The sequence below is a fragment of the Streptomyces sp. NPDC015661 genome, from assembly GCF_043077765.1.
Taxonomy (GTDB): Bacteria; Actinomycetota; Actinomycetes; order Streptomycetales; family Streptomycetaceae; genus Streptomyces.
Genome location: NZ_JBIBST010000014.1, coordinates 1 through 26052, shown reverse-complemented (window position 1 = coordinate 26052; position 26052 = coordinate 1). Strand labels below are relative to the sequence as shown.

Here is a 26052-nt window from a genome sequence, read left to right as displayed (position 1 = left end):
AGCGCTCCGTGCCCACACCCGGCAGGGTGGTCCTCCCCAAAGGGAGACTTCCCTCCCCCACGGCCCGCTCCGACGCGCCCGACCACCCCTTCGCGCGGAAGAATGGGGCCATGAGCCAGCAGCCCGCCGAGGTCCCGGTCCAGTCCTCCGCCACGCCGTCCGCCCCGACGTCCGGAACGTCGTCCTTCGGTTCCATAACCGCGCACCGCGCGCACGTGGTCAACGGGGCCGTCGTCACCGACATCGAAGCCGATCTCGACGCGGATCCCGACACCTACAAGGACGACGGCTCGCTCGGCGACGAGCTGCCGCAGGGGCGCTTCCTCGACCGCGAGCGCAGCTGGCTCGCCTTCAACGAGCGGGTCCTCGAACTCGCCGAGGACCCGACGACCCCCCTCCTCGAACGGGCGAACTTCCTCGCGATCTTCGCCTCGAACCTCGACGAGTTCTTCATGGTCCGGGTCGCCGGCCTCAAGCGCCGCATCGCCACCGGCGTCGCCACCCGCTCCGCCTCCGGCCTCCAGCCCCGCGAGGTCCTGGACCTGATCTGGACGCGCTCGCGCGAGCTCATGGCCCGGCACGCCGCCTGCTACCAGCAGGACGTCGCCCCGGCCCTCGCCGACGAGGGCATCCACCTCATCCGCTGGCCCGAGCTCACGGAGAAGGAGCAGGCCCGCCTCTTCACCCTGTTCCGCCAGCAGATCTTCCCGGTCCTCACCCCGCTGGCCGTGGACCCGGCGCACCCCTTCCCGTACATCTCCGGCCTGAGCCTCAACCTCGCCGTGGTCGTACGCAACCCGGTCAGCGGCCACCGCCACTTCGCCCGCGTCAAGGTGCCGCCGCTGCTCTCCCGCTTCCTCGAGGCCTCCCCGCAGCGGTACGTCCCGCTGGAGGACGTCATCGCGGCGCACCTGGAGGAGCTGTTCCCCGGCATGGAGGTGCTCGCGCACCACATGTTCCGGGTGACCAGGAACGAGGACCTGGAGGTCGAGGAGGACGACGCCGAGAACCTGCTCCAGGCCCTGGAGAAGGAGCTCATGCGGCGCCGCTTCGGGCCGCCGGTGCGCCTGGAGGTCGAGGAGTCCATCGACCCGTACGTCCTCGACCTGCTCGTCCGCGAGCTGAAGATCTCCGACGCCGAGGTGTACCCGCTGCCCGGCCCGCTCGACCTCACCGGGCTCTTCGGCATCGCCGGGCAGGACCGGCCCGAGCTGAAGTACCCGAAGTTCGTCGCCGGCACCCACCGTGACCTCGCGGAGGTCGAGTCGGCGTCCGCGCCGGACATCTTCGCGGCGCTGCGCGAACGCGACGTCCTCCTCCACCACCCGTACGACAGCTTCTCCACCTCCGTCCAGGCCTTCCTGGAGCAGGCGGCCGCCGACCCGGACGTCCTCGCGATCAAGCAGACGCTGTACCGCACCTCCGGCGACTCCCCGATAGTCGACGCCCTCATCGACGCCGCCGAGTCCGGCAAGCAGGTCCTCGTCCTCGTCGAGATCAAGGCCCGCTTCGACGAGCAGGCCAACATCAAGTGGGCGCGCAAGCTGGAGGAGGCCGGCTGCCACGTCGTGTACGGCCTCGTCGGCCTCAAGACGCACTGCAAGCTGAGCCTCGTCGTCCGCCAGGAAGGCGAACTCCTCCGCCGCTACTCGCACGTCGGCACCGGCAACTACCACCCGAAGACGGCCCGGCTCTACGAGGACCTGGGCCTGCTCACCGCAGACCCGCAGGTCGGCGCGGACCTCTCCGACCTGTTCAACCGGCTCTCCGGCTACTCCCGCCGCGAGACGTACCGCCGCCTGCTCACCGCCCCGAAGTCGCTGCGCGACGGGCTGGTCTCCCGGATCACCAAGGAGATCGCGCACCACCGCGCCGGGCGGCCCGCGTACGTCCGCATCAAGGTCAACTCGATGGTCGACGAGGCCGTCATCGACGCCTGCTACCAGGCCTCGCGGGCCGGCGTCCCGGTCGACATCTGGGTCCGCGGCATCTGCGCCGTACGCCCCGGGGTCACCGGCCTCTCGGAGAACATCCGGGTCCGCTCGATCCTCGGCCGCTTCCTGGAGCACTCCCGGGTCTTCGCCTTCGGCAACGGCGGCGAACCCGAGGTCTGGCTCGGCAGCGCCGACATGATGCACCGCAACCTGGACCGCCGGATCGAGGCCCTCGTACGGGTCTCCGACCCGGCGCACCGGGCCGCTCTCACCCGGCTCCTGGAGACCGGGATGTCCGACACCACCTCCTCCTGGCACCTCGGCCCCGACGGGAACTGGACGCGGCACGCGACCGACCCCGAGGGCCGGCCCCTGCGGCACGTCCAGGAGATGCTCATCGACGCGCGGAGGCGCCGGCGTGCACAACCCTGACCACTCGCAGGACGTCACGGCGGGCGAGGTCCTGGCCCCCTACCTGCACGCCCGGGCCTCGGACTTCCTCCGCGGCCTGCGGCTGCACCGCGAGAGCGGCTCCGACACCGCCGGGGCGGAGGAGGCAGCCCGTACGCTGCGGGGCGCGGCCCGCCGGATCAGCGGCACCCTCCACACCTTCCGGCCGCTGCTCGACACGGCCTGGGCCGACCAGCTGCGCACCGAGCTCGCCTGGCTCTCCGGAACGCTGGCCCTGGAGCAGGCCTGTACGTCCCGGCTCGTCCGCCTGGTGGACGCGCTGTCCCGCCTGTCGAGCGGCGGGGGGCCGGTGCCCGCGGCCAGGGGTACGGAGGGCGGCACCGGCCTCACGGTGGGCGCGGCCCGGGCGGGCGCCCTCCTCGAACGCCAGCTGACCCTGGCCCGTACGCGCGCCCACTCGGCCTCCCTCCAGGCGCTCGGCTCCGCCCGCTTCCACGCGGTCGCGGACGCCGTGGCGCTGCTGGCCTCCGAGGTGCCGCTCGGGCCGGCGGGCGCGGCCCCGGCCGTCGAGGTCATCGACGCGCCCGCCGAGCTCGCCGAGCGGCGCCTCCAGGAAGCGGTCGCGGCGCTCCCCCTCACCCGGGCGGCCCACCCGTACAACGCGGACGCCCTCGCGCTCGCCGCCGCCGAGAGCCAGGACGCGCCCTGGCACCAGACCCGGCTCCTGCTGCGGCTGCACCGGTACGCCACCGAGGCCCTGCACACCGGCGGCGAACCGGACTCCGTCCTGTACGAGGCGGCCAGGGCCCTGGACCGGCACCGCGACGCGGCCGAGGCCGCGGCGGCCGCCGCCACCGCCGCCCGCACCCCCCGGATCGCCCCGGCCACCGCCTACGCCCTGGGCGTCCTCCACGCCGACCAGCGCCACGAGGTGGAGGCGGCACGCTTCGCCTTCCAGCACGCGTGGCGGTGCACGACGGCCCCGGTCCCATGACCACCCCGATCCTGGCCGCGGGCTGCGTCCTGTGGCGTCCGGCGATTTCCGGCCATGGCATCGAGATCGCCCTGGTCCACCGGCCGAAGTGGGACGACTGGTCGCACCCGAAGGGCAAGCGGAAGCGCGGCGAGACGGCGGAGGCGTGCGCGCTGCGCGAGGTCCTGGAGGAGACGGGCCGCCGCTGCGCACTCGGCCCCCGCCTGCCGACCGCCCACTACACGGTGGACGGCCGTCCCAAGGAGGTCGCGTACTGGTCGGCCCGGGCGCTGGAGGGCGGCTTCGTCCCCACGCGGGAGATCGACGCCCTGGTCTGGCTGCCGCCGTCCGCGGCCCGCCACCGCCTGACCCAACCAAGAGACCGCGACCTCCTGGACGCAGCAATGACAACCACCCACCCCTGACGACCCCCGCACACCGCCGGGCCCCACCCCCGTGTGGCCACGGACCCACGGGACGGCACCCCTCGCCCACCCCCGTGTGGGCAATCGTCCCGCTGGGGCGGGACGGGTGGGCACACGGGACGGCGCCCCCAGCGGCGCCTCCGCGCTCCGCGCCCCGACCCGCACCCCCAGCGGCGGCGCACAACGTGGTGCGGGTCCAGGCACAGAAGCCTCTGGCGCCGGCAGGGCGCGGGTCCGTTGTGCCCACCCTCCCCCAATCTCTCGGCTCCGCTCGAGCAGGGGCCCCCATCGCCCCTTGCGGAACGCCTGCCCACAACGAGGGCGGGCACCGCCCGAGCCCCCCGCACCCGCCCTTCCGGCACGGTTCACTTCCCGTTCACCCTCCCCCGCCGACGGCTTCACCTGTTCTGCCTAATTTCGGCCGTACACGGTGCACGGAGCACAGCGCGCACCCACCAACCGACACACGCCGCCGTAGAACAGTCAGGACACGCAAGGTCCGCGACAGGGCGGCTTCTGGAAGGAACACCCGAAAGTGAAGCTTTCGCGCAAGAACGGGCTTCGCGCCTCCGCGATCGGTGCCCTCGTCGTCTCCGGTGCGCTCGTCCTCTCGGCGTGTGGCTCGGACAACAACACGGAGACCCCGACCAAGGACGGCGGCACCAAGACCTCCGCCGCCGCGTCGAACATCGCGTGTGACGGTGCGAAGGGCCAGCTCCTGGCCGCCGGCTCCAGCGCCCAGAAGAACGCGATGGACCTGTGGGTCAAGAACTTCCAGGCCGCGTGCTCCGGCGTCGAGGTCAACTACCAGGCCATCGGTTCCGGCGGCGGCATCACCAAGTTCAACCAGGGCCAGGTGACCTTCGCCGGCTCCGACTCCGCCCTCAAGGACGAAGAGGTCGCCGAGTCGCAGAAGATCTGCAAGGGCGGCAAGGGCGTCAACCTGCCCATGGTCGGGGGCCCGATCGCCATCGGCTATAAGCTGGACGGCGTGGACAATCTGGTCCTGGACGCCCCCACGCTGGCCAAGATCTTCGACACGAAGATCACCAAGTGGAACGACCCGGCCATCGTCAAGCTGAACCCGGGCGCCAAGCTCCCCGACACCACGATCCAGGCCTTCCACCGCTCGGACGAGTCGGGCACCACCCAGAACCTCGGCAAGTACCTCTCGGCCACCGCGAAGGCCGACTGGAAGTACGACCCGAAGACGAAGTCGTGGCCCGCCCCGGGCGGCCAGGCCGCCAACGGCTCCTCCGGTGTCGCCACCGCGGTCAAGGACGCCGAGGGCTCCATCGGCTACTTCGAGCTCTCCTACGCGACGGCCAACAAGATCTCCACGGTCAGCATCAACACCGGCGCCTCCGCCCCGGTCGCCGCCACCACCGAGAACGCCTCCAAGGCCATCGCCGCCGCCAAGGTCAAGGGCACCGGCAGCGACCTGGCCCTCTCCCTCGACTACACGACCAAGGCCGAGGGCGCCTACCCGATCACCCTGGTCACGTACGAGATCGCCTGCGACAAGGGCAACAAGGCGGAGACCCTGCCGACCCTGAAGGCCTTCCTCACCTACACCGCCAGCGAGGAGGGCCAGAAGGTCCTCTCCGACGCCGGCTACGCCCCGCTCCCGGCCGAGATCGCGGCCAAGGTCCGCGAGATCGTTCCCACCCTGTCCTGACCCCCGGCCGGGCCCGGCCCCTCACTTCCCGTGGAGGGGCCGGCCCCGGCATCCGGTGCACCGCCGCCAGGGCCCCGTACTCCCCGTACAGGACCCGCAGACCGGAGAAAACCGATGGCTACCACCTCACCCGACATACAGAGGAGCCGGCGCGCCAAGAGCGCGACCCGCCCCGGGGACCGCATCTTCAGCGGTCTGTCCCGCGGCTCCGGCATCACCCTCCTCGTGATCATGGCCGCGATCGCGGTCTTCCTCACCTACCGTGCCGCCCTCGCCATCTCGAAGGACAGCACGAACTTCTTCACCACCTTCGAGTGGATGCCGGCGAACACCCCGCCGGTCTTCGGCATCGCCGTCCTCGCCTTCGGCACGATCGTCTCCTCGATCATCGCGATGCTCATCGCGGTGCCCGTCGCGATCGGCATCGCGCTCTTCATCTCGCACTACGCCCCGCGCAAGCTGGCCAAGCCGCTCGCGTACGTCGTCGACCTGCTCGCCGCCGTGCCCAGCATCATCTACGGCCTGTGGGGCGCGATCTTCCTCGTCCCGTACCTGGACGGCCTCAACAAGTGGCTCGACCAGTACCTGGGCTGGACGTACATCTTCGACAAGTCCAGCGACGGCGTCGCCCGCAACCTCTTCACCGTGGGCATCCTGCTGGCGATCATGATCCTTCCGATCATCACCAACGTGACCCGCGAGGTCTTCCTCCAGGTCCCGAAGATGCACGAGGAAGCCGCCCTCGCCCTCGGCGCCACGCGCTGGGAGGTCATCCGCATGTCGGTGCTGCCCTTCGGCCGCTCCGGCATCATCTCCGCCTCCATGCTGGGCCTCGGCCGCGCACTCGGCGAGACGATGGCCGTCGCCGTCGTCCTCTCCCCCAGCTTCGTCCTCTCGGGCCACCTGCTCGACCCGGGCGGCGGCACCTTCGCGCAGAACATCGCCGCCAAGTTCAACGAGGCCAACGAGTTCGGCCGCGACGCCCTGATCGCCTCCGGTCTCGTCCTCTTCGTCATCACCCTGCTGGTCAACGGCGCCGCCCGCTGGATCATCGGCCGCCGCAAGGAGTACTCGGGGGCCGCGGCATGAGCCACGCCATACAGGATCGTCCGGTCGCGGCCACCCCGCGCCGCCAGCCCCTCTCCCACGCCCGGCTCCCGCGCTGGACCCCGGCCGCCGTCGCCGCCGGCTCGATCGCCGGAGGCATCGGCATCGGCCTCGCCGCCGGCTGGCACAGCAAGGTCCAGTGGGGCCTGATCGCCGCGCTGCTCTTCGTCCTCGTCACCTTCGCCGTGACCACCAAGGTCGAGGGGCGCCGCCAGGCCAAGGACCGCGTCGCCACCAGCCTCGTCTGGGTCTGCTTCGTCCTCGCCGTCATCCCGCTGCTCTCCCTCGCCTGGGTCACGATCAGCAAGGGAATGGAAGTCCTCGACCTCTACTTCCTGACCCACTCGATGAACGGCGTCCTCGACGCCGAGGCCGGCGGCGGCGTCTACCACGCGCTGCTCGGCACCATCGAGCAGGTCGGCATCGCGACCCTGATCGCCGCGCCGATCGGTCTGCTGACCGCCGTCTACCTCGTCGAGTACGGCAGCGGCAGCAAGCTCGCCCAGGCCGTCACCTTCTTCGTCGACGTCATGACGGGCATCCCGTCGATCGTCGCCGGCCTCTTCATCCTCGCCACCTGGAACCTGATCCTCGGCTTCGGCCCCTCCGGTTTCGCCGGCGCGATGGCCCTCGCCATCCTGATGATGCCGGTCGTGGTCCGCTCCACCGAGGAGATGCTCAAGCTCGTCCCGAACGAGCTCCGCGAGGCCTCCCTCGCCCTCGGCATCCCCAAGTGGCGCACCATCCTGAAGGTGGTCCTGCCCACCGCGATCGGCGGCATCACCACGGGCGTCATGCTCGCGGTCGCCCGCATCACCGGTGAGACGGCCCCGGTCCTGCTCCTCGTGTTCGGTACGAAGCTCATCAACCCGAACCCCTTCGAAGGCGCCCAGTCCTCCCTGCCGCTCTACGTGTACGAGCAGTACGCGGTCGGCACCGACGCCGCCGTGGCCCGCGCCTGGGCCGCCGCGCTCGTCCTGATCGCCTTCGTCATGATCCTCAACCTGGTGGCCCGCGGCATCGCCCGCTGGAAGGCCCCGAAGACCGGCCGCTGACCAGCGGCAATTGGAAGTGATTCACATGGCCAAGCGAATCGACGTCAGCGGCCTCTCCGCCTACTACGGCGCCCACAAGGCGATCGACGACATCTCGATGACCGTCGAGCCCCGCTCCGTGACGGCCTTCATCGGCCCCTCCGGCTGCGGCAAGTCCACCTTCCTGCGCACCCTGAACCGCATGCACGAGGTCACCCCCGGCGGCCGCGTCGAGGGCAAGGTGATGCTGGACGACGAGAACCTGTACGGGACGAACGTCGACCCGGTCGCCGTCCGCCGCACCGTCGGCATGGTCTTCCAGCGCCCGAACCCCTTCCCCACCATGTCGATCTTCGACAACGTGGCGGCGGGCCTGCGCCTCAACGGCAGCTACAAGAAGTCCCAGCTGAGCGACATCGTCGAGCGGTCCCTCAAGGGCGCCAACCTCTGGAACGAGGTCAAGGACCGCCTGAACAAGCCGGGCTCCGGCCTCTCCGGCGGCCAGCAGCAGCGTCTGTGCATCGCCCGAGCCATCGCCGTCGAGCCCGACGTCCTCCTCATGGACGAGCCCTGCTCCGCCCTCGACCCGATCTCCACCCTCGCCATCGAGGACCTGATCGGCGAGCTGAAGGAGCGCTTCACCATCGTCATCGTGACGCACAACATGCAGCAGGCCGCCCGCGTCTCGGACCGTACGGCCTTCTTCAACCTGGCGGCCGTCGGCCAGCCCGGCAAGCTGATCGAGCTGGACGACACCGAGCGCATCTTCTCCAACCCGAGCGTCCAGGCGACCGAGGACTACATCTCCGGCCGCTTCGGATAAAGCCGTCTTACGGTGCTGCATGGCGGTGCCACCGTAATGACGAAGGGCCCGGCTCCCCCACAGGGGAGCCGGGCCCAACCACGTTCCGGGACTCTCAGCCGAAGATCAGCTGCACCACGTAGTAGCTCCCGGCGGCGACCAGCGCCGCCGCCGGCATGGTGATGAACCAGCCGAGGACGATGTTCTTGGCGACGCCCCAGCGGACCGCGTTGACGCGCTTGGTGGCGCCCACACCCATGATCGCGGAGGTGATGACGTGGGTCGTGGAGATCGGCGCGCCGAACATCAGGCCCGCGCCGAACATGATCGAAGCGCCGGTGGTCTCGGCGGCGAAGCCCTGCGGCGGGTCCAGCTCGATGATCTTGCGGCCGAGGGTCCGCATGATCCGCCAGCCACCCGCGTACGTGCCGAGGGAGAGCATCACGGCACAGACGATCTTCACCCACACCGGGATCGGGTCGTCGGCACCCTGGACGTCCGCGATGACCAGGGCCATCACGACGATGCCCATCGTCTTCTGGGCGTCCTGGAGACCGTGGCCGAGCGCCATGCCGGCGGCCGACACGGTCTGCGCGATACGGAAGCCCCGCTTGGCCTTGTGCGGGTTGGACCTGCGGAACATCCACAGGATCGCGGTCATCACCAGGTAACCGGCGATCAGGCCGATGACCGGCGAGACGAACATCGGGATGACGACCTTGTCGAGCACGCCCGACCAGATGACCTCCGTGCCGCCCGCGAGCGCCGCGCCCACCATGCCGCCGAACAGCGCGTGCGAGGAGGACGAGGGAAGACCGAAGTACCAGGTGACCAGGTTCCAGACGATCGCGCCGAGCAGGGCGGCGAAGAGGATGCCCATCCCCTTCTCACCGGTGGGCGTCTCGATGAGGCCGCTGCTGACGGTGTGCGCGACCCCCTGGCCGAGGAAGGCACCGGCGAGGTTCATGACCGCCGCCATAGCGAGCGCCGCCCGGGGGGTCAGCGCGCGGGTGGACACCGAGGTGGCGATGGCGTTGGCGGAATCGTGGAAGCCGTTCGTATACGTGAAGCCGAGCGCGACACCGATGGTCACGATCAGAGCGAAGGTGTCCACGAAGCTCAGGACTCCTTGACCGCGATGGTCTCCACGGTGTTGGCCACGTGCTCGAAGGCGTCGGCCGCCTCTTCCAGCACATCCACGACCTGCTTGAGCTTCAGCACCTCGATGGCGTCGTACTTGCCGTTGAAGAGGTGGGCGAGCAGCTTGCGGTGGATCTGGTCCGCCTGGTTCTCGAGTCGGTTGACCTCGATCCAGTACTCCGTGAGGTTCGCCATCGTCCGCAGGTTCGGCATGGCCTCGGCGGTCAGCTCGGCCGCCCGGGCCAGGACCTCGATCTGCTGCTCGACACCCTTGGGGAGCTCTTCGATGTTGTAGAGGACGACCAGGTCGACGGCCTCTTCCATGAAGTCCATGATGTCGTCGAGGGACGAAGCGAGGGAGTAGATGTCCTCGCGGTCGAACGGCGTGATGAAGGAGGAGTTGAGCTGGTGGAAGATCGCGTGGGTGGCGTCGTCACCGGCGTGCTCCGCTGCCCGCATCCGCTCCGCGATCTCGGCCCGGGCGGAAGGCTCCGCTCCGAGCAGTTCCATCAGGAGCTTGGAGCCCGTGACGATGTTGTCCGCGGACGCGGCAAACATGTCGTAGAAGCTCGTCTCCCTGGGGGTCAGACGAAATCGCACGTGAGGTCCTCGGGGTGCTGGGTTTCGGTCAGGCTGATGCTAGGCGCATCATCCGGCCACGGCTAACCGGCGTATCTCAGTGTCGCCCATCAGGCACAGTGAACTGCACGGGCCCCCGCCCGGATCGGCGGGGATCGGTACCATATACCCACGAGGGGTATACACCCCCTTAATGGACAACGGGAGGACGCGATGACGACCACCGAGGCGGACCAGGTCACCCCCCAGGCCGTCGAGACCGTCGAGGCCGTCGAGGCGGCCGACCACGGGCACGGCGTGCACGGCTACCACAAGCAGAAGGACGAGCACCTCAAGCGGCTCCGCCGGATCGAGGGCCAGATCCGGGGTCTGCAGCGGATGGTCGACGAGGACGTCTACTGCATCGACATACTCACGCAGGTCTCCGCCTCGACGAAGGCGCTGCAGTCCTTCGCCCTCCAGCTCCTGGAGGAGCACCTGCGGCACTGTGTCGCGGACGCGGCGGCGACGGGCGCGGGCATCGACGAGAAGGTCGAGGAGGCCACGAAGGCCATCGCCCGCATGATGCGCACCTGAGCGGGCCCGGTGCGGGGCCGTGCCTCCGGGGCCGTTGTACGGAGGATCCCGTACGGCCCGCCCGCGAGGCGCCCCGCACGGCCCGGCCCCTCAGGCCTCGTGTCCGGACGCGGCCCTTTCCCCCGCCACCCGCAGTACCTCGTCGATCCGGTCGGCGCTGAGACGTTCCCCGTCCGCGGCCGACGCCGCGATGATCAGTTCGCCGCAGAGCTCGATCTCGGCGAGGGCGACGCAGTCCGGGTCTGCGGGCACGGTTGCTGTACCGGGCGGGGCCACGCGCATCCACCTCTTCCTGCCGGCGTCGGTCTCCCAGCGGTCTCCCAGCGTAGGGACGGGGCCACGCGTCGCGCATGACACGTCCGGACCATTTGCCGATGGTCCGCGCCGCCACCGGGCCGGGTCAGGCCTTGATCTTCCCGGCGTAGATGTCCCGGCGGTCCGGGAGCGTCACCTCGACGGGGATCCCGAAGCCGTACAGCAGGGTCGTCGAGGCGACCGCGACCGTCCGGCCCTGGTTGCTGAAGCTGAACTGGTGGCGCACCTTCCGCAGCCGCCCCTCCGCGTCGAGGTACGCGTCGAAGGGCACGGTGTCCTTGGCGAACCCTTTCGCCGCGGCGGCGAGTGCCCCGCGCAGCTGCGGCGAGGCGGCGCGGGCGGCGCGGGCGATGTCGGCGACCCCCCGGTAGTGGCCGACTTTCACCCCTGCGAGCTCGACCTCGCCGAGGTACGTGACCTCGCGGGCGCCCCGCAGCAGCTCGGCCGCGGCGGCCGGATCGGTGGCGCCGTTGGTGACGAGGTTCCCGTCGTCGAGGGTCGTCGTGTCGACCCGCACCCACTTGTCGGCGGGGACACCGGCGCCCCGGTTCTTCATGTAGAGCGCGCCGGGCGTGAGGAGCTCGGTGATCGGCCGGTGTTCGCTCGCCCCCGCCGGGTCCTTCGGCAGCATGACCTGGAGGCGTCCGGTGCGGCGCCGGAAGTCGTAGCCGCCCTCACCCCGGATGGTGACCCGGGTCCCGCCGGCGGCCATCTCCATGGAGGTGCTCGCCTTGGAGGTGCCGGCCTTCGCGAGGACGTCGGCGGCGTTCCGTACGGCGAGGGCGGGGTCGGCCGCCGGCTTCGCGTCGTCGGGGGCGGCGCACCCGGAGAGCGCGGCCGCCCCGACGAGGGACCCGACCAGGACGGCGGTGACGGTGACCGCCCCGCGACCGAGACCGTGCGGACGCCCGTACCGCTGCACCATCATCGCCGCCAACCCCCAACGCCTCACCGCTGTTTGCCCGGGACCCGCCCTTCCCCGGGCCCTCGGGCCCGGGGACACCCGATCCGCATAACGACGGTCGGGGCGTGCCGTCACGCGCAGTACGGTGGTGGGGTGCAGGCGCAGGGATCCACTCACACCACGACGACGACGGAGCGCGGTTCGTTCGCGCTGGCACGGTGCAGCTGTGGCTGGGCGGGCCCGGCCCGCAGATCCCGCGACAGGGCCCGTACGGACGCGGCGGAGCACCTCCGTACGAACGGCGCCTAGGCGGCCAGGTCGTTCTGGCCGCCACCGGCGGCGGGGCCACCGAGGCGGGACTCGGGGATGCCGACGGCCTCGGGGTGGCGCGCCGCGTCGGCCCGGCGGGAGCGGACGAGCCGGGCGCCGCGGCCGGAGCGGGCGACGGCGGAGACGACGGGCGTGAGCAGGGCGAGCGCGACGGGGGCGAGGAGCAGCGCCACGGCCGTGCCGAGGGCGAAGCCGCCGATGACGTCGGTCGGGTAGTGGACGCCCATGTAGACGCGGGCGAAGCCCTCGGCGAGGGCGAGGGCGATGGCGGCGAGGCCGAACTTGCGGTGGGCGACGAAGAGTCCGACGCCGAGCGCCATCGCGAGGGTGGCGTGGTCGCTGACGAAGGAGAAGTCGGTCTTCCCGTCGACGAGGACTTCGAGGCCCTCGTGGTCCTTGAAGGGTCTGGGGCGCTCGACGAAGCCGCGAATGGGAATGTTGACCAGCAGGGCGATGCCGGCGGCCAGCGGGGCCCAGACGAGTCCGGCGACGGCCGAGACGGAGTCGTTGAGGCTGCCGCGCCGGCGGACGCTCCACCAGCACCAGAGCACGACGAGGACCATCGCGAGGACGATGCCGTACTCGCCGACGAACTCCATGACGCGGTCGAACCACGGCGGCGCGGCCTTGGCCAGTCCGTTGATGTCGTAGAGCAGGCCGACATCGGGGTTCACGCCGTCCGATGCGAGTCCAGCCATCTGCTGCGGCCCCTTGCTCTCGTGTCTGGTTTCCAACCCCCGTGGTCAGAGTGGTCGGATCAGGGAACGAACCGCCTGAGGCGCACGTTCCGCTCTCTCCGGTGGATCATGACGACGTTATCGAAGAGTGACGGTTCACCGCAGCTCAGGGCCTGTGCATGACGGAGAGTTCCAGCCATGCCCGATACGCCCCGAAGACGACCCGACAGCCCGTCTGCTTCGCTCAGGACTGCGGAAGATGGGTGGGCAGCGCCGCCGCGCCCTCCTTGGTGACCCGGGTGGCACCGAAGTAGTCGGGGGTGTCGATCCGGTCGAAGCGGATCACCGCACCGGTGCGCGGGGCGTCGATCATGTAGCCGCCGCCGACGTAGATGCCGACGTGCCGGATCGCCCGGGAGTTGGTCAGGTCGTCCGAGAAGAACACGAGGTCGCCCGGCAGCAGCTCGCTCCGGCTCGGGTGCGGTCCGGCGTTGTACTGGTCGTTGGCGACGCGCGGCAGCTGCACGCCGACGCTGTCGTACGCGGCCTGGGTGAGCCCGGAGCAGTCGAAGCGGCCGTTCTGCGCGGCCGTGCCCGTACCGCCCCAGAGGTACGGGGTGCCCAGCTTCTGCTGCGCGTAGTGGATGGCGGCGGCGGCCTGCTGCGAGGGCGCGACGCGGCCCACCGGCCGCGCGAAGCTCTTCTCCAGGGACCGGATGATGCGCACGTAGTTCTGCGTCTCGCTGATGGGCGGCACCCCGCCGTGCTTGATCACCCGGTACGCGCCCGCGTTGTACGCGGCCAGCATGTTGTTCGCCGGGTCGCCGGGCACGTCCTTCACGTATCCGGCGAGCTCGCAGTCGTACGAGGCGGCGGACGGAATCGCGTCCTGCGGGTCCCAGATGTCCCGGTCGCCGTCCCCGTCGCCGTCGATGCCGTGTCCGGCCCAGGTGCCGGGGATGAACTGGGCGATGCCGCGGGCATCGGCCGGGGAGATCGCCCGTGGGTTCCAGCCGCTCTCCTGGTAGAGCTGGGCGGCGAGCAGGGCCGGGTTGATGGCGGGGCACAGATTCCCCCACCGCTGCACGAGCCCCTGGTAGAGGGCGGGGACGGATCCCTTGGCGAGGGCGACGGCACCGCCCTTGGCGCCGCTCGCGCCGGCGATCCCGGCGGCGGCGGAGTACGTGCCGATGACGAGCAGCGCGACGAAGCCGAGACAGACCCCGAGGGCCCCACCGGCCATCAGCCACGCCTTGCCAGCCCTACGCACCGTCAACCACCCCTCGGCTCATGGCAGTACGCCAGGGCCGCCAGTCTAGGTGGCGGCCGACGCCGCCCCAAGAGTGCAACAACGACAATCATTGCCCGGAGTCACTCTCCGTGATACACAGAGTGACCATACGCTTCTTCGCATGGAAACCGGCCATACCGCCGCAGGTCAAGACGGTCAGATCGGTCAAGTGTGCGGGGATCGGGTAAAGAGAGCCGCCAAGCCGTCACACGTGAGCGGTTTCATCAGCGAAGATAGGGCGATGACCCATGCCGTCCGGCAGGGGGAACCAAGTACCCAACAGGGGCGGTGAGTTACATGTACCTGGCGGCCGAAAAGGGCGACATCACCACCATCATCGGTGGAATCGCCCCCAACTGGGGACCTTTCGGGAGCCTGGGCAACGAGGCCAAGGTGATGATCGAGGTCGTGATGGCCGTGGCCATCCTGCTCTGCCTCGGCATCGCCATCTGGGGAGCGGCCAAGCAGCGCATCGGCGCGACCGCCCTCCGTGACACGTTCAGCGCGGAACAGGGCAAGGGCCTGATCGTCGCCGGTCTGACCGGCGTCTTCATCATCGGATCGCTGGGGACGCTGTTCACCATCGTGTACGGGATGGCCGTCTGATCTCCCGTCGGACCCGACCCTCCTGAGAATGCGTTCCCTGATGCCCAGTCATGTTGAAGCACGGCCGTACCCGCGAACGAGTGAGGGGGCGTACCCGGCATGAGTCCCGGCGACGAGCACGACAGCTTCGGCGGCGTGGGCGGCTCGGGCCAGACCCGGACCCGCCTGCCCGAGGGCAACAGCGGCGACGTCTACGGCGGCGCCCGCCGCCCCGTCCGCAGCTCCCGATCCCTCATCACGGTCGTGGGCGTGGTGGTCCTCCTCGTCGCCGCCATCGCCTTCGCCAACCGCGGCGGCGGCGAACCGGCCGACGCGTCCGGCGCCCGCGCCGGCACCCCGGGCAGAACGGCCCCCACCTCGGCGACGGGCGTCCGCCCGGTCACCGGCAAAAACGGCCAGATCCCCACGGGCTACGCCCACGACGACCAGGGCGCACAGAGCGCGGCGACGAACTACGCGGTGGCGCTGGGGTCGGCGGACATGTTCTCGAGCGTGGCACGGAGCGAGATCGTCCACGCCGTCTACGCGCCGGCCGTCGCCGCCGCACGCCAGGGCGACCTCGACAAGGTCTACGCCGACAAGGGCTTCCTCGCCCGGATCGGTCTCCAGGAGGACGGCACCGCCCCGCAGGGCATGACGTTCATCTCCCGCATCGTCCCCGTGGGCTCGAAGGTCGAGAGCTACGCGGACGACAGGGCCACGGTGTCGGTCTGGTACTCGTCCCTGTTCGGCATGGCCGGCGAGGGATCCAAGAACCCCGTCTCCGAAGCCTGGTACACCGGATCGTACGAACTGCAGTGGGTCGACGGCGACTGGAAGGTCACCGGCTTCGACCAGAAGGACGGCCCGGTGCCCGTCGGCCGGGACCAGCAGGCGTCCACGGCGGAGGAGATGAGCGACGCGGTCGGTCAGTTCGGAGGCTTCACCTATGCCCGGTAAGCGCCTCCCGCGCGGCACCAGGATCGCCGCCGCACTCGGCGCGGCACAGACGGCCGTCGTGCTCTTCGCCGGCCGTGCCCTCGCCGCACCCACGCCCACGCCCAGCCCGAACGGCAGCAACAACCCCTGCGACCTGATCCGCGGCCCCGCACGGGAGTACTGCGAGAACGGCCGTGCCGGAACCGGAGGCGCAGCCGACAAGGCTCCCGTCGCCGACCCCACCGCCCTCGACCCCCTCTCCTCCCTCGCCCGCGGCTTCGCCGACGCCGCCATCAAGGTCATCGACGAGCTCTCCAAGGCCGTCAAGGCCACCGCCGACGTCGACTTCACCAACATGCAGTTCCTCGGCCGCTACGCCATCGTCTTCGCCGCCGCCACCTTCCTCACCCTCCTCCTCTGGCTCCTCGCCGTCGCCAAGCGGGCCGTCCGTGGCGTCCCCCTCACCACGGCCCTCTCCGAGGCCATCGGCTTCCTCTGGCTGACGGTCCTCGCCTCCGCGTTCACGCCCCTGATCCTCTACACCGTCGTCAACGCCACCGACGCCATCACCGAGGTCATCGCCTCCGGCACCGGCAAGCAGACCGACATCTTCTTCGGCAGCTTCAAGGAGGCCCTGCAGAAGGGCGACAGCATCGGTGGCGGCCCCATCATGCTGATCATCGTGTCCCTGGTGACCGTCCTCGCGGCCGGCGTGCTCTACCTGGAGCTGTTCCTCCGCGCCGTCCTGCTGTACGTCGGCGCCCTCCTCGGCGTCGTCGTCTACTCCGGCCTCGTCGACAAGAACATGTGGGGCCACGTCCGCCGCTGGGCCGGCATCATGATCGCGATCATCCTGGTCAAACCGGTCATCGTGATCGTCCTCGGCCTGGCCGGCGCGCTCTCCTCCGACGACGGCCCCAACTCCGTCTCCGCCGTCGTCTCCGGCCTCTCGATCATCCTGCTCGCCATCTTCGCCTCCGCGATGATCTACCGCTTCGTCCCCGGCTTCGGCGACGAGATCGCCGCCTCCCGCAACAACCGCCTCCACCGCGCCGGCGAGAACGCGGCCGCGGCCGTCATCTCCTCCCCCGCGTCCCTCGTCTCCCAGGGCATCAAGACCCACAGCACCCGCGACAGCGGCGGAGGCGGCTCCCAGGGCTCCGCGCCCCGCCCCGCCAACGCCGTGTCCGGCGGCATGGCCGCGCACAGCAGCCGCGGCGGAGGCGGCGGAGGCGGTTCCACCGGCGGCTCGACGCCCCCGCCCCGTAGCAGCAGTCCCACCGCGGGTACCCCGCACAGCAACCGCAAGAACTCTGGAGGTGCAGGGCGTTGACGACCCAGTCCCAGCCGGTCGCGCCCCGTCGCACGTATCTCGTCGGCCGTGCCCGGCCGAACGCGATCGTCGGCAAGAACCGCGAGACCGGCGAGATCGCCCTGATCATCGTCGGCGCCTTCCTCGGCATGATGAGCGGACTCCTCGTCCCCGCCCTCCCCCTGCGGATCGCGCTCCTCGCGGGTCTGCCCATGCTCGCGATCGCCGCCGTGTACCTCCCGTACAAGCACCGCACGTTCTACAAGTGGTTCGAGATCAACCGCAGCTACAAGCGGATGCTCAAGCGCGGCACCGCCTACCGTTCCGTCGCCTACGAGGCCGGCACCCGCCTCGACGGCCGCGAGGTCGAGGTCGGCCCGCCCCCCGGCATCGGCCGCGTCGGCTGGCTCGCCGCCCCCTTCGGCCCGGACGAGATCGCCGTCCTCCTGCACGCCGACCGCCGCACCGTCACCGCCGCCATCGAGATCGAGGGCCCCGGCGTCGGCCTGCGCGACAGCGAGGACCAGGAGGCCCTGGTCGACCGCTTCGGCACCCTCCTCAAGCACGTCGCCAACGGCGACGGCTTCGTGACCCGCCTGCAGATGCTCGCCCGTACGCTCCCGGCCGACCCCGACGCGCACGCCAAGGACGTCGGCCAGCGCGGCGACCCGCACGCGCCCGCGTGGCTCCAGGAGTCGTACGACCAGCTCCAGTCGATGGTCTCCACCTCCAGCGAGCAGCACCGCGCCTACCTCGTCGCCTGCATGCACTACACCCGCGAGCTCGCCGCCGAGGCCAACACCATGGCCCGCGCCGCCCGCCACGCCTCCGGCGCCCGCAAGCTCGACCGCGACGCCGGCCTCGCCGTCGTCATGGCCCGCGAGCTCACCGACATCTGCGCCCGCCTCGCCGAGGCCGACATCCGCGTCCGCCAGCCCCTCGGCCAGTCCCGGCTCGCGTCCCTCGTGCACTCCATGTACGACCCGGACCACCCCATCGACCACATCCAGGCCATGACGAAACGAAACGCTTGGCCGGCCGAACTCGACGCGATGGAACCGACCTACCTCCAGGCCAAGACCCGCGAGTCCTCCACCCGCGCCCCCTGGTGCCACGCCACGGCCTGGGTGAAGGAGTGGCCGATGACCCCGGTCGGCGTGAACTTCCTCGCCCCGCTCCTCGTCCACACCCCGGACGTCATCCGCACGGTCGCCGTCACCATGGACCTGGAGCCCACCGAGGTCGCCATCGAGCGCATGCTCACCGAGAAGACCAACGACGAGGCCGAGGCGTCCCGCCAGGCCAAGATGAACCGCACGGTCGACCCCCGCGACATCGCCGCCCACGGCCGGCTCGACCAGCGGGGTGAAGATCTCGCCAGCGGCGCGGCAGGAGTGAACCTCGTCGGGTACATCACGGTGTCGTCGCGTTCGCCCGAGGCCCTCGCCCGGGACAAGCGCACGATCAGGGCCTCCGCCGGCAAGTCGTATCTGAAGCTGGAGTGGTGCGACCGCGAGCACCACCGGGCCTTTGTGAACACCCTGCCGTTCGCGACCGGCATCCGCCGCTAGGGCCGAAGGGGCACAGACCCATGCGAGATCCGCTGTCCGTCCTCACCGAAGCCTTCACCGCCTTCCTCTTCGGGAAGGTGGAGACGACCCGCCTGCCCGTCCGCACCTCCACCGGGCAGGCCCAGGCCGTCTACCTGCCGACCGCCGCACCCGGCCTCGGCGACTCCGGCGTCATCATCGGCCGCGAGGTCTACAGCGGCAAGGGCTACATCTACGACCCCTTCCAGCTGTACGGGCAGCAGCTCCCCGCCCCGCACTGGCTGGTCCTGGGCGAGTCCGGCAACGGCAAGTCGGCGCTGGAGAAGACGTACGTGCTCCGCCAGCTCCGCTTCCGCGACCGGCAGGTCGTCGTCCTCGACGCCCAGGGCGAGGACGGCGTCGGCGAATGGAACCTCATCGCCCAGGAGCTGGGGATAACTCCCATCCGCCTGGACCCGATGGTCGCCAACGACGCCGGGATCCGCCTCAACCCCCTCGACCCCTCGATCACCACGACGGGCCAGCTCGCGCTGCTCCGCACGATCATCGAGGTGGCGATGGGCCACGGCCTCGACGAGCGCTCCGGCTTCGCGCTCAAGGTCGCCCACGCCTACGTCACCGAGCACACCACCGACCGGCAGCCGATCCTCACCGACATCGTCGAACGCCTCCGCCACCCGGAGGCCGAATCGGCGGAGGCGATGAACGTCGACATAGACGATGTACGGGCCTGGGGCCTGGACGTCGCCCTCGTCCTGGACCGCCTCGTCGACGGCGACCTGCGCGGCATGTTCGACGGCCCGACCACGGTCGGCATCGACCTGGACGCCCCGCTCATCGTGTTCGACCTGTCCCACATCGACCGCAACTCCATCGCCATGCCGATCCTCATGGCGATCGTCGGCGTCTGGCTGGAACACACCTGGATCCGCCCCGACCGGAAGAAGCGCATCTTCCTGGTCGAGGAGGCCTGGCACATCATCAACAGCCCCTTCGTGGCCCAGCTGTTCCAGCGCCTCCTCAAGTTCGGCCGCCGCCTCGGCCTGTCCTTCGTCGCCGTCGTCCACCACCTCTCCGACGTCGTCGACGGAGCGGCGGCGAAGGAAGCGGCGGCGATCCTCAAGATGGCCTCCACCCGGACCATCTACGCCCAGAAAGCCGACGAGGCACGCAACACGGGCCGCGTCCTCGGCCTGCCCCGCTGGGCAGTCGAGATCATCCCGACCCTCACCCCCGGCATCGCGGTCTGGGACGTCAACGGCAACGTGCAGGTGGTCAAACACCTCATCACCGAGAAGGAACGCCCCCTCGTCTACACCGACCGCGCCATGACGGAGTCCTCCGTCACGGACCCGGAGCTGGAGTGGGAGACCGAGCAGCGGGCGATCCTCATCGAGCAGCAGATGAACGGCACTTCGCAGTCGACGGTGGCCTAGATGGAACCGGCACGGAAGGGAGGCGGAGGGATCTCCGACGGGCTGCTCCTCAGCCTGTTCGCCCTCCTCCTCTGCCTCACGGTCCTGGTGTGGACGGCGACGGGCCTGGCGGGCCTGTTCGCCCACGGCGCCTGGCCGCAGGGGGTCGCCTTCACGGCCACCCCCTCGGCCATGCGCGCCCTGGCGACGGCCCCGACGGACCTCCCGTCCGCCTGGCCGGCCACCCCGCCGACCCAGCTCTCCGGGTACGGCCTCTTCTGGGGCCTGCTGATCGGTGAGGCGATGATCCTGATGGTCCTCGCGATCTTCGTCCTCGGCACGGTGACCCGCTGGCGCGCGGTCCGCGCGCACCGGAAGGCGGGTGCGTACCGGACGACTCCGGCACGGGTACGGAAGAACTCGGAAGGACGGAAGGACGCGGAGGTACGAGGGGACTCGGAGGTACGGGGAGGCTCGGAAGTACGGGCAGACTCGGAGGTACGGGGAGGCTCGGAGGTACGGGCAGACTCGGAGGTACGGGAGGAACGCACCGCGCCCCCGCCCCCGCGCCGCCCGACGGAGGAGCGCCCACCGCCCCCGGCACGGACGCCCGCACCGGAGGCACCACCGGTCACCCCGACCCCCACCGCCTCCACGCCCACCCCCATAACCACCCCCCGCACGCTCTACGGCCCCCCGGAAACCCGCCGCCCGGCAGCGATCCAGGCGATCCGGGACGCGGAAGGCCCCGTCCTGGTCGTCACCTCCGACCCCGACGTCTGGTCCTCGACCAAGGACGCCCGCGGCAAACTCGGCCCGGTCCTGGTCCACGACCCCGGCCACCTCTGCGACACCCCCGCCCGGCTCCACTGGTCGCCCTCCGAGCGCTGCGAGGACCCGGCGGTGGCGCAGGAACGCGCGACCGCCCTGCTCGCCCCCGTACGCCCGCAGTCCCGCCTCGACGCGGCCACCGCCGACACCGCGGAGACGCTCCTGCGCTGCTGGCTGCACGCCGCCGCCGTCGACGGCCGCCCCTTCCGGCAGGTGCACCGCTGGGCGCAGGGCGCGGGCGCCCACGAGCCCGTACGCATCCTCCGCAGCCACCCGAAGGCCGCCTCGGGCCTGGCCGGCCTCCTGGAGTCGGCACTGACGGCGCACCCGGAAACCCGCCGCCTGGCGCAGGAAGTGACGGCCCGTGCGCTGGCGTCGCTCTCCTCGATCCACATCCGGGAGGCGTGCGTACCGAATCGAACTGATTCGCTGGCACTCGCATCTTTCCCGGCCGAACAGGGCACGCTCTACGTGGTGGGCGAGGCGATCGAGGATCCCCGCACCCACCCCGGCGCGATGCCGCTCCTCACGGCCCTCGCCGCAAGCGTGGTCGAGCACGGCCGCCGCATGGCCGCACGGTCATCCGACGGTCGGCTCGACCCACCACTGACCCTCGTCCTCGAAGACGTAGCCGCAGTGGCCCCGCTCCCCCAACTCCCGGACCTCCTGGCCACCGGCCACCACCAGGGCCTCCCGACGCTGGCCCTGCTGCGCTCGGAGGAACAGTTCAAGTCCCGCTGGCCGAACCCCGTTGTGGGCAATCGTCCTGCCGGAGCGGGACGGGTGGGCACAACGGACGGCGCCCCTGGCCGGGCCTAGGCTCCCGCGCCCTGACCCGCACCACAAGGGCGCCGCTGCTAGCGACCGGTCGGCCGCACCAACTCGTACTCCAGCTCCTGGGCCGAGTCGTCCCCCGGCACCGCCACCCGCTCACCCGTCGCCGCGAACCCGAACCGCCGATAGAACGCCGCGGCCCGCGCGTTCTCCTCGTGCACGTACAGCCGCACCCGCGCCACCGCCGGCTCCGGCAGCGTCCAGGACCACTCCACGCCGGCCCGGAACAGCGCGTCGATCACACCGGTCCCCCGCGCCTCGGGACGTACGTACACGCCGACGATGTGCGTCTGGTCGACCTTCGCCGCCTCGCCGAACCGCACCTCGTCCGACGGCCGCTCCACGAGCAGCGAGATCGTGCCCGCCCAGCTCCCGTCCGGGCCCTCGGCCACGAACTGCCGCACCTTCCCCTCGCCCGTCTCGGACGCGCCCTCCGCCCGGTCCTTCCAGAAGGCGTCGGGCCGCTCGACCGCGTCCTCATACGTGTCGAGGAACGCCAGGTGCGCGACCGGGTCCTGGAGAGCGGCCAGCCGGATCTCGCGGGTCTTCTCCCACTCGTCGGCGCGGATGGTGCGTATCGAATAGTCCATGCCGCCGATCCTGACGACCCACGACCCCCTCTGACAAGGGCATTTCCCCGAGACCATGGCCACCCCGTCGTACCCCGGTACGACGGGTGCCCCGGCACACCCACCCCGGGTCCGACGCCCGTCCCCCGCCCGCTCCCTAGCGTCGAAGGCATGATCCGAGCAGAGAACCTCACCAAGCGGTACGGGGACACCACCGTCGTCCAGGACCTCAGCTTCACCGTCCACCCGGGCTCCGTCACCGGCTTCCTCGGCCCCAACGGCGCCGGAAAGTCCACCACCCTCCGCATGATCCTCGGTCTCGACGCCCCCACCCGCGGCCACGCCACCGTCGACGGCCGCCCCTACGCCGCCCACCGCGCCCCGCTCACCCACGTCGGCGCCCTCCTGGAAGCCGGCTCCGTGCACCCCGGCCGCTCCGCCCACCACCACCTCATGGCACTGGCCCACACGCACGGCATCCCACGCGCCCGCGTGGACCGGGTTCTCGCCCTCACGGGCCTCACCCACGTCGCCCACAAGCGGGTGAAGGGCTTCTCCCTCGGCATGGGCCAGCGCCTCGGCATCGCCGCCGCGCTCCTCGGCGACCCGGCGACCGTCGTCCTCGACGAACCGGTCAACGGCCTCGACCCGGAGGGCGTCCTCTGGATCCGCACCCTCCTCAGAAACCTGGCGGCCGAGGGCCGCACCGTCCTCGTCTCCTCGCACCTGATGAGCGAGATGGCACTCACCGCCGACCACCTGATCGTCATCGGCAAGGGCCGGCTCCTCGCGGACACCACGGTCGACGAACTCGTACGGGCCTCGGGCGGCGCGAGCGTCAAGGTCGTCACCCCGGAGGCGGACCGCCTGCGCACGCTCCTCCCCGACGCCCGCATCACCACGCAGGCCCCGGACACCCTCCTCGTCACCGGCCTGGAAGCACCGGAGATCGGCCGCGCGGCGGCGGCCCACGCCGTCCCCCTCCACGAACTCACCCCACAGGCCCCGTCCCTGGAGCAGGCGTTCATGGACCTCACCCGCGACTCCGTCGAATACCAGGGAGCCCCCGCATGACCACGCCCACGACCACCCCCGGGACCACGATCACCCCGTCCCGGGTCCTCCGCTCGGAGTGGCACAAGCTGTGGACGGTCCGCTCCACCTGGATCACCGGCCTCACCTCCGCCGCGCTCCTCCTCGGCGTCGGCATCCTCATGGGCGCCACGTACACCTCCGACGGCGGCGACTCCGACGTCGACACCGTCGTCCTCACCCTGTACGGCTCCCAGCTCGGCGGCATCGCCCTCGCCGTCCTCGGCATCCTGGTCACCGCCGGCGAGTACGCGACGGGCCTGATCCGCGCGACCCTCACCGCCGTCCCGAGCCGGCTCCCGGTCCTGTGGGCGAAGGCGACGGTCTACACGGCCACGGTCTTCACGCTCTCGTTCCTCACCGCCCTGCTGACCTTCCTCACCGCCCAGGTCTTCCTCTCCGACACCGACCAGGCCGCCTCCCTCACCGACGACGGCGTCCTCGCCGCCGTCGCGGGCAACGCCGCCGGCGTCACCCTCCTCGGCCTGATCGCCCTCGGCCTCGGCGGCGCCCTCCGCTCGGTGCCGGGCGCGATCGGCGCCTTCGTCGGCGGGGTCCTGATCGTCCCCGAGATCCTCGGGATGCTCCCGTACGAGGTGATGGACACGGTCGTCCGGTACTTCCCCACGCAGGCGGCCGGCGCCCTCGGCTCCGCGACCCCGCTCCCCGGCGCGGCCTCGCCCGGCGCGGCCCTCCTGGCCCTGCTCCTGTGGGCGGCCGCGGCACTCGCCGTCCCCGCGCTGCTGCTCAAGCGCCGCGACGTATAGGGATGATGACGGAGTGACGACGGAGACGACAGGCCCCAGCCGATACACCCGGCAGCTCATGGCCCGGGTCCGGGCCTTCGACGCGGCCCGCCCCTGGGTCTGGGACGCCACACTCACCACCGTGTGGACGGCCGCGGCACTGGTGGACGCGGCCGGCGGCTGGCGGAACACCGCCCGGGACCCGTCCGTCCCCGTCTGGCTCGTGGTCACCCTGACCCTGGCGCTCTCCGTCCCCCTCTACTGGCGCCGCCGCCACCCCCTGACAGCCCTGGCGGTGATGGCCGCCGCGGCCCTCGTCAGCGACGCCTCGGGCGCCTTCCTCCAGGCCTCGTACCTCCAGATGCTCCCGGTCTACCACCTGGCACTCAGCCGCCCGCCCCGCGCACTCCTGTGGTCCCTGGCCCTGATCACCCCGCCCCTGGTCACCGGCGCCCTCCGCTTCCAGTCGGAGTCCTGGGACCAGCGCGTTGTCCCCACCCTGTGGGCATACGCACTGGTCGCCCTCCTCGGCATCGCGGTCCGCTCCCGCAGGGACGACCGCGCCCACGAGGTCCGGCTCGCCGCCACCGCCGAACGCGCGAGGATCGCCCGGGAGATGCACGACATCATCGGCCACAACCTGTCCGTCATCACCGGCCTGGCGGACGGCGGCCGGTACGCGGCGGCCAAGAACCCGGAGCGCGCCGCCCAGGCCCTCGACGCCATCGGGACGACGAGCCGCCAGGCCCTCGCCGAACTCCGCCGTCTCCTGAGCGTCCTGCACGAGGACGAGGGCACGGCGGACCGCGCGCCCCAGCCGTCGCTGACCGACCTGGAGCCCCTCATCGAGGGCGTACGGAGAGCAGGTCTGCCGGTCCGGGCCGACCTGCCCGCCACCGACCCGGCGCTCTCGGCCGGCGCACAACTGACGGTCTACCGCGTGCTCCAGGAGGCCCTGACGAACACCCTGAAGCACGCGGGCCCCGGCGCGGAGGCGACCGTGCGCCTCGCGTACGGCCCCGCGGCCCTGGAGCTGGTCGTCACCGACACGGGCACGACGTCGCCGGCCGCCGACCGGGGCCACGGCCTCACCGGAATGCACGAGCGCGCGGCCCGCTACGACGGCACACTCGAAACCGGCCCGCTGCCGACCGGCGGCGGCTGGCGCGTACGGCTCCGACTTCCCCTGGAGGACTCCCCCTCGTGACGACCGTTCTCATCGCGGACGACCAGCCGATGCAGCGCTTCGGCTTCCGCATGCTGCTGGAGAGCCAGGACGACATGACGGTCGTCGGCGAGGCGTCGAACGGCACCGAGGCGATCCGCCTGGTCGACCGGCACCACCCCGACGTCGTCCTGATGGACATCCGGATGCCCGGCCTGGACGGCATCGAGGCCACGCGCCGGATCATCGCGGCGGGCGCCCGCACCCGGATCCTCATCGTCACGACCTTCGACCTCGACGAGTACGCGTACGACGGGCTTCGCGCCGGCGCGAGCGGCTTCCTGGTGAAGGACGCCCAGCCGGAGGAACTCCTCGCGGGCATCCGCGCGGTGGCCGCCGGCGACGCGGTCGTGGCCCCGAGCCTGACCCGCCGTCTCCTGGACGCGTACATCCACCACCTCCCGCCGGCAAAAGCCAAGGCCGCAGCCCCGGCCCCGGAGGAAGACCCCCGCCTCGCCCCCCTCACGGACCGGGAACGCGAAATCCTCACGGTCATCGGGCAGGGCTGGAGCAACACGGAAATCGCGGAACGCCTTCACGTGGCGGAATCCACGGTCAAAACCCACGTGGGCCGCATCCTCGCGAAAACGGGCGCCCGAGACCGCGTCCAGGCAGTGATCCTGGCCTACGACACCCACCTGGTCACCCCGACCTGAGGACGCGCCGGCCTGGAATGGGTCCGGAACGCAGAAAAGCCCCGCACCAGAGGTGCGGGGCTTTCCCACAATGATTGTTCGGCGGCGTCCTACTCTCCCACAGGGTCCCCCCTGCAGTACCA

Annotated in this window: 25 protein-coding genes; 18 read left to right on the top strand and 7 right to left on the bottom strand. The window is 71.1% G+C overall.

Annotation, left to right across the window (positions count from 1 at the left end):
* Nucleotides 1-110 precede the first annotated feature (110 nt).
* The 7 genes from ACF07V_RS31770 to pstB all read left to right on the top strand — a co-directional run bounded on the left by ACF07V_RS31770 (nt 111) and on the right by pstB (nt 8385).
* The gene (locus ACF07V_RS31770) at nt 111-2366 is read left to right on the top strand and encodes an RNA degradosome polyphosphate kinase (RefSeq protein WP_392159151.1); all 2256 of its coding nucleotides are present in this window, start codon (nt 111-113) and stop codon (nt 2364-2366) included.
* The gene (locus ACF07V_RS31765; protein ID WP_392159150.1) at nt 2353-3339 is read left to right on the top strand and encodes a CHAD domain-containing protein; all 987 of its coding nucleotides are present in this window, start codon (nt 2353-2355) and stop codon (nt 3337-3339) included. Before ACF07V_RS31770 ends, ACF07V_RS31765 begins: the two co-directional genes overlap by 14 nt.
* Nucleotides 3336-3743, top strand: a complete 408-nt coding sequence (locus ACF07V_RS31760) for an NUDIX hydrolase (protein ID WP_392159149.1) — start codon at nt 3336-3338, stop codon at nt 3741-3743. Before ACF07V_RS31765 ends, ACF07V_RS31760 begins: the two co-directional genes overlap by 4 nt.
* Before the next feature lie 535 nt (nt 3744-4278).
* Nucleotides 4279-5421 carry a phosphate ABC transporter substrate-binding protein PstS gene (gene pstS / locus ACF07V_RS31755; RefSeq protein WP_392159148.1) on the top strand — a complete coding sequence of 381 codons (1143 nt, stop codon included), beginning with the start codon at nt 4279-4281 and terminating at the stop codon, nt 5419-5421.
* Between the two features lie 114 nt (nt 5422-5535).
* Entirely contained in the window at nt 5536-6510 is a 975-nt protein-coding gene (pstC, locus tag ACF07V_RS31750; RefSeq protein WP_392159147.1) for a phosphate ABC transporter permease subunit PstC, read from the top strand.
* Nucleotides 6507-7583 carry a phosphate ABC transporter permease PstA gene (gene pstA / locus ACF07V_RS31745; RefSeq protein ID WP_392159146.1) on the top strand — a complete coding sequence of 359 codons (1077 nt, stop codon included), beginning with the start codon at nt 6507-6509 and terminating at the stop codon, nt 7581-7583. Before pstC ends, pstA begins: the two co-directional genes overlap by 4 nt.
* A 25-nt stretch (nt 7584-7608) precedes the next feature.
* A complete protein-coding gene (pstB, locus tag ACF07V_RS31740; protein WP_189806743.1) occupies nt 7609-8385 on the top strand; it encodes a phosphate ABC transporter ATP-binding protein PstB in 777 nt (258 codons plus the stop codon).
* 94 nt (nt 8386-8479) lie between these two features.
* Here the strand turns inward: pstB and ACF07V_RS31735 are convergent, their stop codons facing one another.
* Together ACF07V_RS31735 and ACF07V_RS31730 are read right to left on the bottom strand one after the other, a co-directional pair.
* Nucleotides 8480-9478 (bottom strand): anion permease, encoded by a 999-nt coding sequence (locus tag ACF07V_RS31735; protein WP_392159145.1) that lies wholly within the window; start codon nt 9476-9478, stop codon nt 8480-8482.
* Between the two features lie 5 nt (nt 9479-9483).
* The gene (locus tag ACF07V_RS31730; protein WP_116159771.1) at nt 9484-10104 is read right to left on the bottom strand and encodes a DUF47 domain-containing protein; all 621 of its coding nucleotides are present in this window, start codon (nt 10102-10104) and stop codon (nt 9484-9486) included.
* Between the two features lie 192 nt (nt 10105-10296).
* Here ACF07V_RS31730 and ACF07V_RS31725 point away from each other — a divergent pair, with 192 nt between their 5' ends.
* On the top strand, nt 10297-10659 hold the full coding sequence (locus ACF07V_RS31725) for a metal-sensitive transcriptional regulator (protein ID WP_392159144.1): 363 nt from the start codon (nt 10297-10299) through the stop codon (nt 10657-10659).
* A 90-nt stretch (nt 10660-10749) separates the two neighbouring features.
* Here ACF07V_RS31725 and ACF07V_RS31720 read toward each other — a convergent pair whose 3' ends face one another.
* The 4 genes from ACF07V_RS31720 to ACF07V_RS31705 form a co-directional block, all read right to left on the bottom strand.
* Nucleotides 10750-10941 carry a hypothetical protein gene (locus ACF07V_RS31720; RefSeq protein WP_392159143.1) on the bottom strand — a complete coding sequence of 64 codons (192 nt, stop codon included), beginning with the start codon at nt 10939-10941 and terminating at the stop codon, nt 10750-10752.
* Nucleotides 10942-11059: 118 nt separating this feature from the next.
* Complete coding sequence (locus ACF07V_RS31715; protein ID WP_392159142.1) at nt 11060-11902, bottom strand: hypothetical protein; 843 nt, start codon at nt 11900-11902, stop codon at nt 11060-11062.
* 281 nt (nt 11903-12183) lie between these two features.
* Nucleotides 12184-12906, bottom strand: a complete 723-nt coding sequence (locus ACF07V_RS31710; RefSeq protein WP_392159141.1) for a phosphatase PAP2 family protein — start codon at nt 12904-12906, stop codon at nt 12184-12186.
* 223 nt (nt 12907-13129) lie between these two features.
* Nucleotides 13130-14128 carry an NlpC/P60 family protein gene (locus ACF07V_RS31705; RefSeq protein WP_392159140.1) on the bottom strand — a complete coding sequence of 333 codons (999 nt, stop codon included), beginning with the start codon at nt 14126-14128 and terminating at the stop codon, nt 13130-13132.
* Nucleotides 14129-14473: 345 nt separating this feature from the next.
* Here ACF07V_RS31705 and ACF07V_RS31700 point away from each other — a divergent pair, with 345 nt between their 5' ends.
* The 6 genes from ACF07V_RS31700 (at nt 14474) to ACF07V_RS31675 (ending at nt 21627) form a co-directional block, all read left to right on the top strand.
* On the top strand, nt 14474-14782 hold the full coding sequence (locus ACF07V_RS31700; protein WP_024757447.1) for a hypothetical protein: 309 nt from the start codon (nt 14474-14476) through the stop codon (nt 14780-14782).
* Between the two features lie 99 nt (nt 14783-14881).
* Complete coding sequence (locus ACF07V_RS31695) at nt 14882-15721, top strand: hypothetical protein (RefSeq protein ID WP_392159139.1); 840 nt, start codon at nt 14882-14884, stop codon at nt 15719-15721.
* On the top strand, nt 15711-17033 hold the full coding sequence (locus ACF07V_RS31690) for a hypothetical protein (protein ID WP_392159138.1): 1323 nt from the start codon (nt 15711-15713) through the stop codon (nt 17031-17033). The genes ACF07V_RS31695 and ACF07V_RS31690 overlap by 11 nt, the downstream gene beginning before the upstream one ends.
* Nucleotides 17030-18583 carry an SCO6880 family protein gene (locus ACF07V_RS31685; protein WP_392159137.1) on the top strand — a complete coding sequence of 518 codons (1554 nt, stop codon included), beginning with the start codon at nt 17030-17032 and terminating at the stop codon, nt 18581-18583. The genes ACF07V_RS31690 and ACF07V_RS31685 overlap by 4 nt, the downstream gene beginning before the upstream one ends.
* 20 nt (nt 18584-18603) lie before the next feature.
* Nucleotides 18604-19998 (top strand): ATP-binding protein, encoded by a 1395-nt coding sequence (locus ACF07V_RS31680; RefSeq protein WP_351193516.1) that lies wholly within the window; start codon nt 18604-18606, stop codon nt 19996-19998.
* Complete coding sequence (locus tag ACF07V_RS31675; RefSeq protein WP_392159136.1) at nt 19999-21627, top strand: type VI secretion protein; 1629 nt, start codon at nt 19999-20001, stop codon at nt 21625-21627. It abuts the gene before it with no gap.
* 38 nt (nt 21628-21665) lie between these two features.
* Here ACF07V_RS31675 and ACF07V_RS31670 read toward each other — a convergent pair whose 3' ends face one another.
* Nucleotides 21666-22232, bottom strand: coding sequence for a GNAT family N-acetyltransferase (locus tag ACF07V_RS31670; protein ID WP_392159135.1), 567 nt, complete (start codon nt 22230-22232; stop codon nt 21666-21668).
* A gap of 150 nt (nt 22233-22382) precedes the next feature.
* On the opposite strand from ACF07V_RS31670, the gene ACF07V_RS31665 reads away from it, so the two are divergent.
* The 4 genes from ACF07V_RS31665 to ACF07V_RS31650 are packed head-to-tail and all read left to right on the top strand — an operon-like array spanning nt 22383 to nt 25930.
* On the top strand, nt 22383-23285 hold the full coding sequence (locus ACF07V_RS31665) for an ABC transporter ATP-binding protein (protein ID WP_392159134.1): 903 nt from the start codon (nt 22383-22385) through the stop codon (nt 23283-23285).
* Nucleotides 23282-24070, top strand: coding sequence for an ABC transporter permease (locus ACF07V_RS31660; RefSeq protein WP_392159133.1), 789 nt, complete (start codon nt 23282-23284; stop codon nt 24068-24070). Before ACF07V_RS31665 ends, ACF07V_RS31660 begins: the two co-directional genes overlap by 4 nt.
* A gap of 13 nt (nt 24071-24083) precedes the next feature.
* Nucleotides 24084-25256 (top strand): sensor histidine kinase, encoded by a 1173-nt coding sequence (locus tag ACF07V_RS31655; protein WP_392159132.1) that lies wholly within the window; start codon nt 24084-24086, stop codon nt 25254-25256.
* On the top strand, nt 25253-25930 hold the full coding sequence (locus ACF07V_RS31650) for a response regulator (RefSeq protein ID WP_392159131.1): 678 nt from the start codon (nt 25253-25255) through the stop codon (nt 25928-25930). The genes ACF07V_RS31655 and ACF07V_RS31650 overlap by 4 nt, the downstream gene beginning before the upstream one ends.
* The last annotated feature ends 122 nt before the right edge of the window (nt 25931-26052 follow it).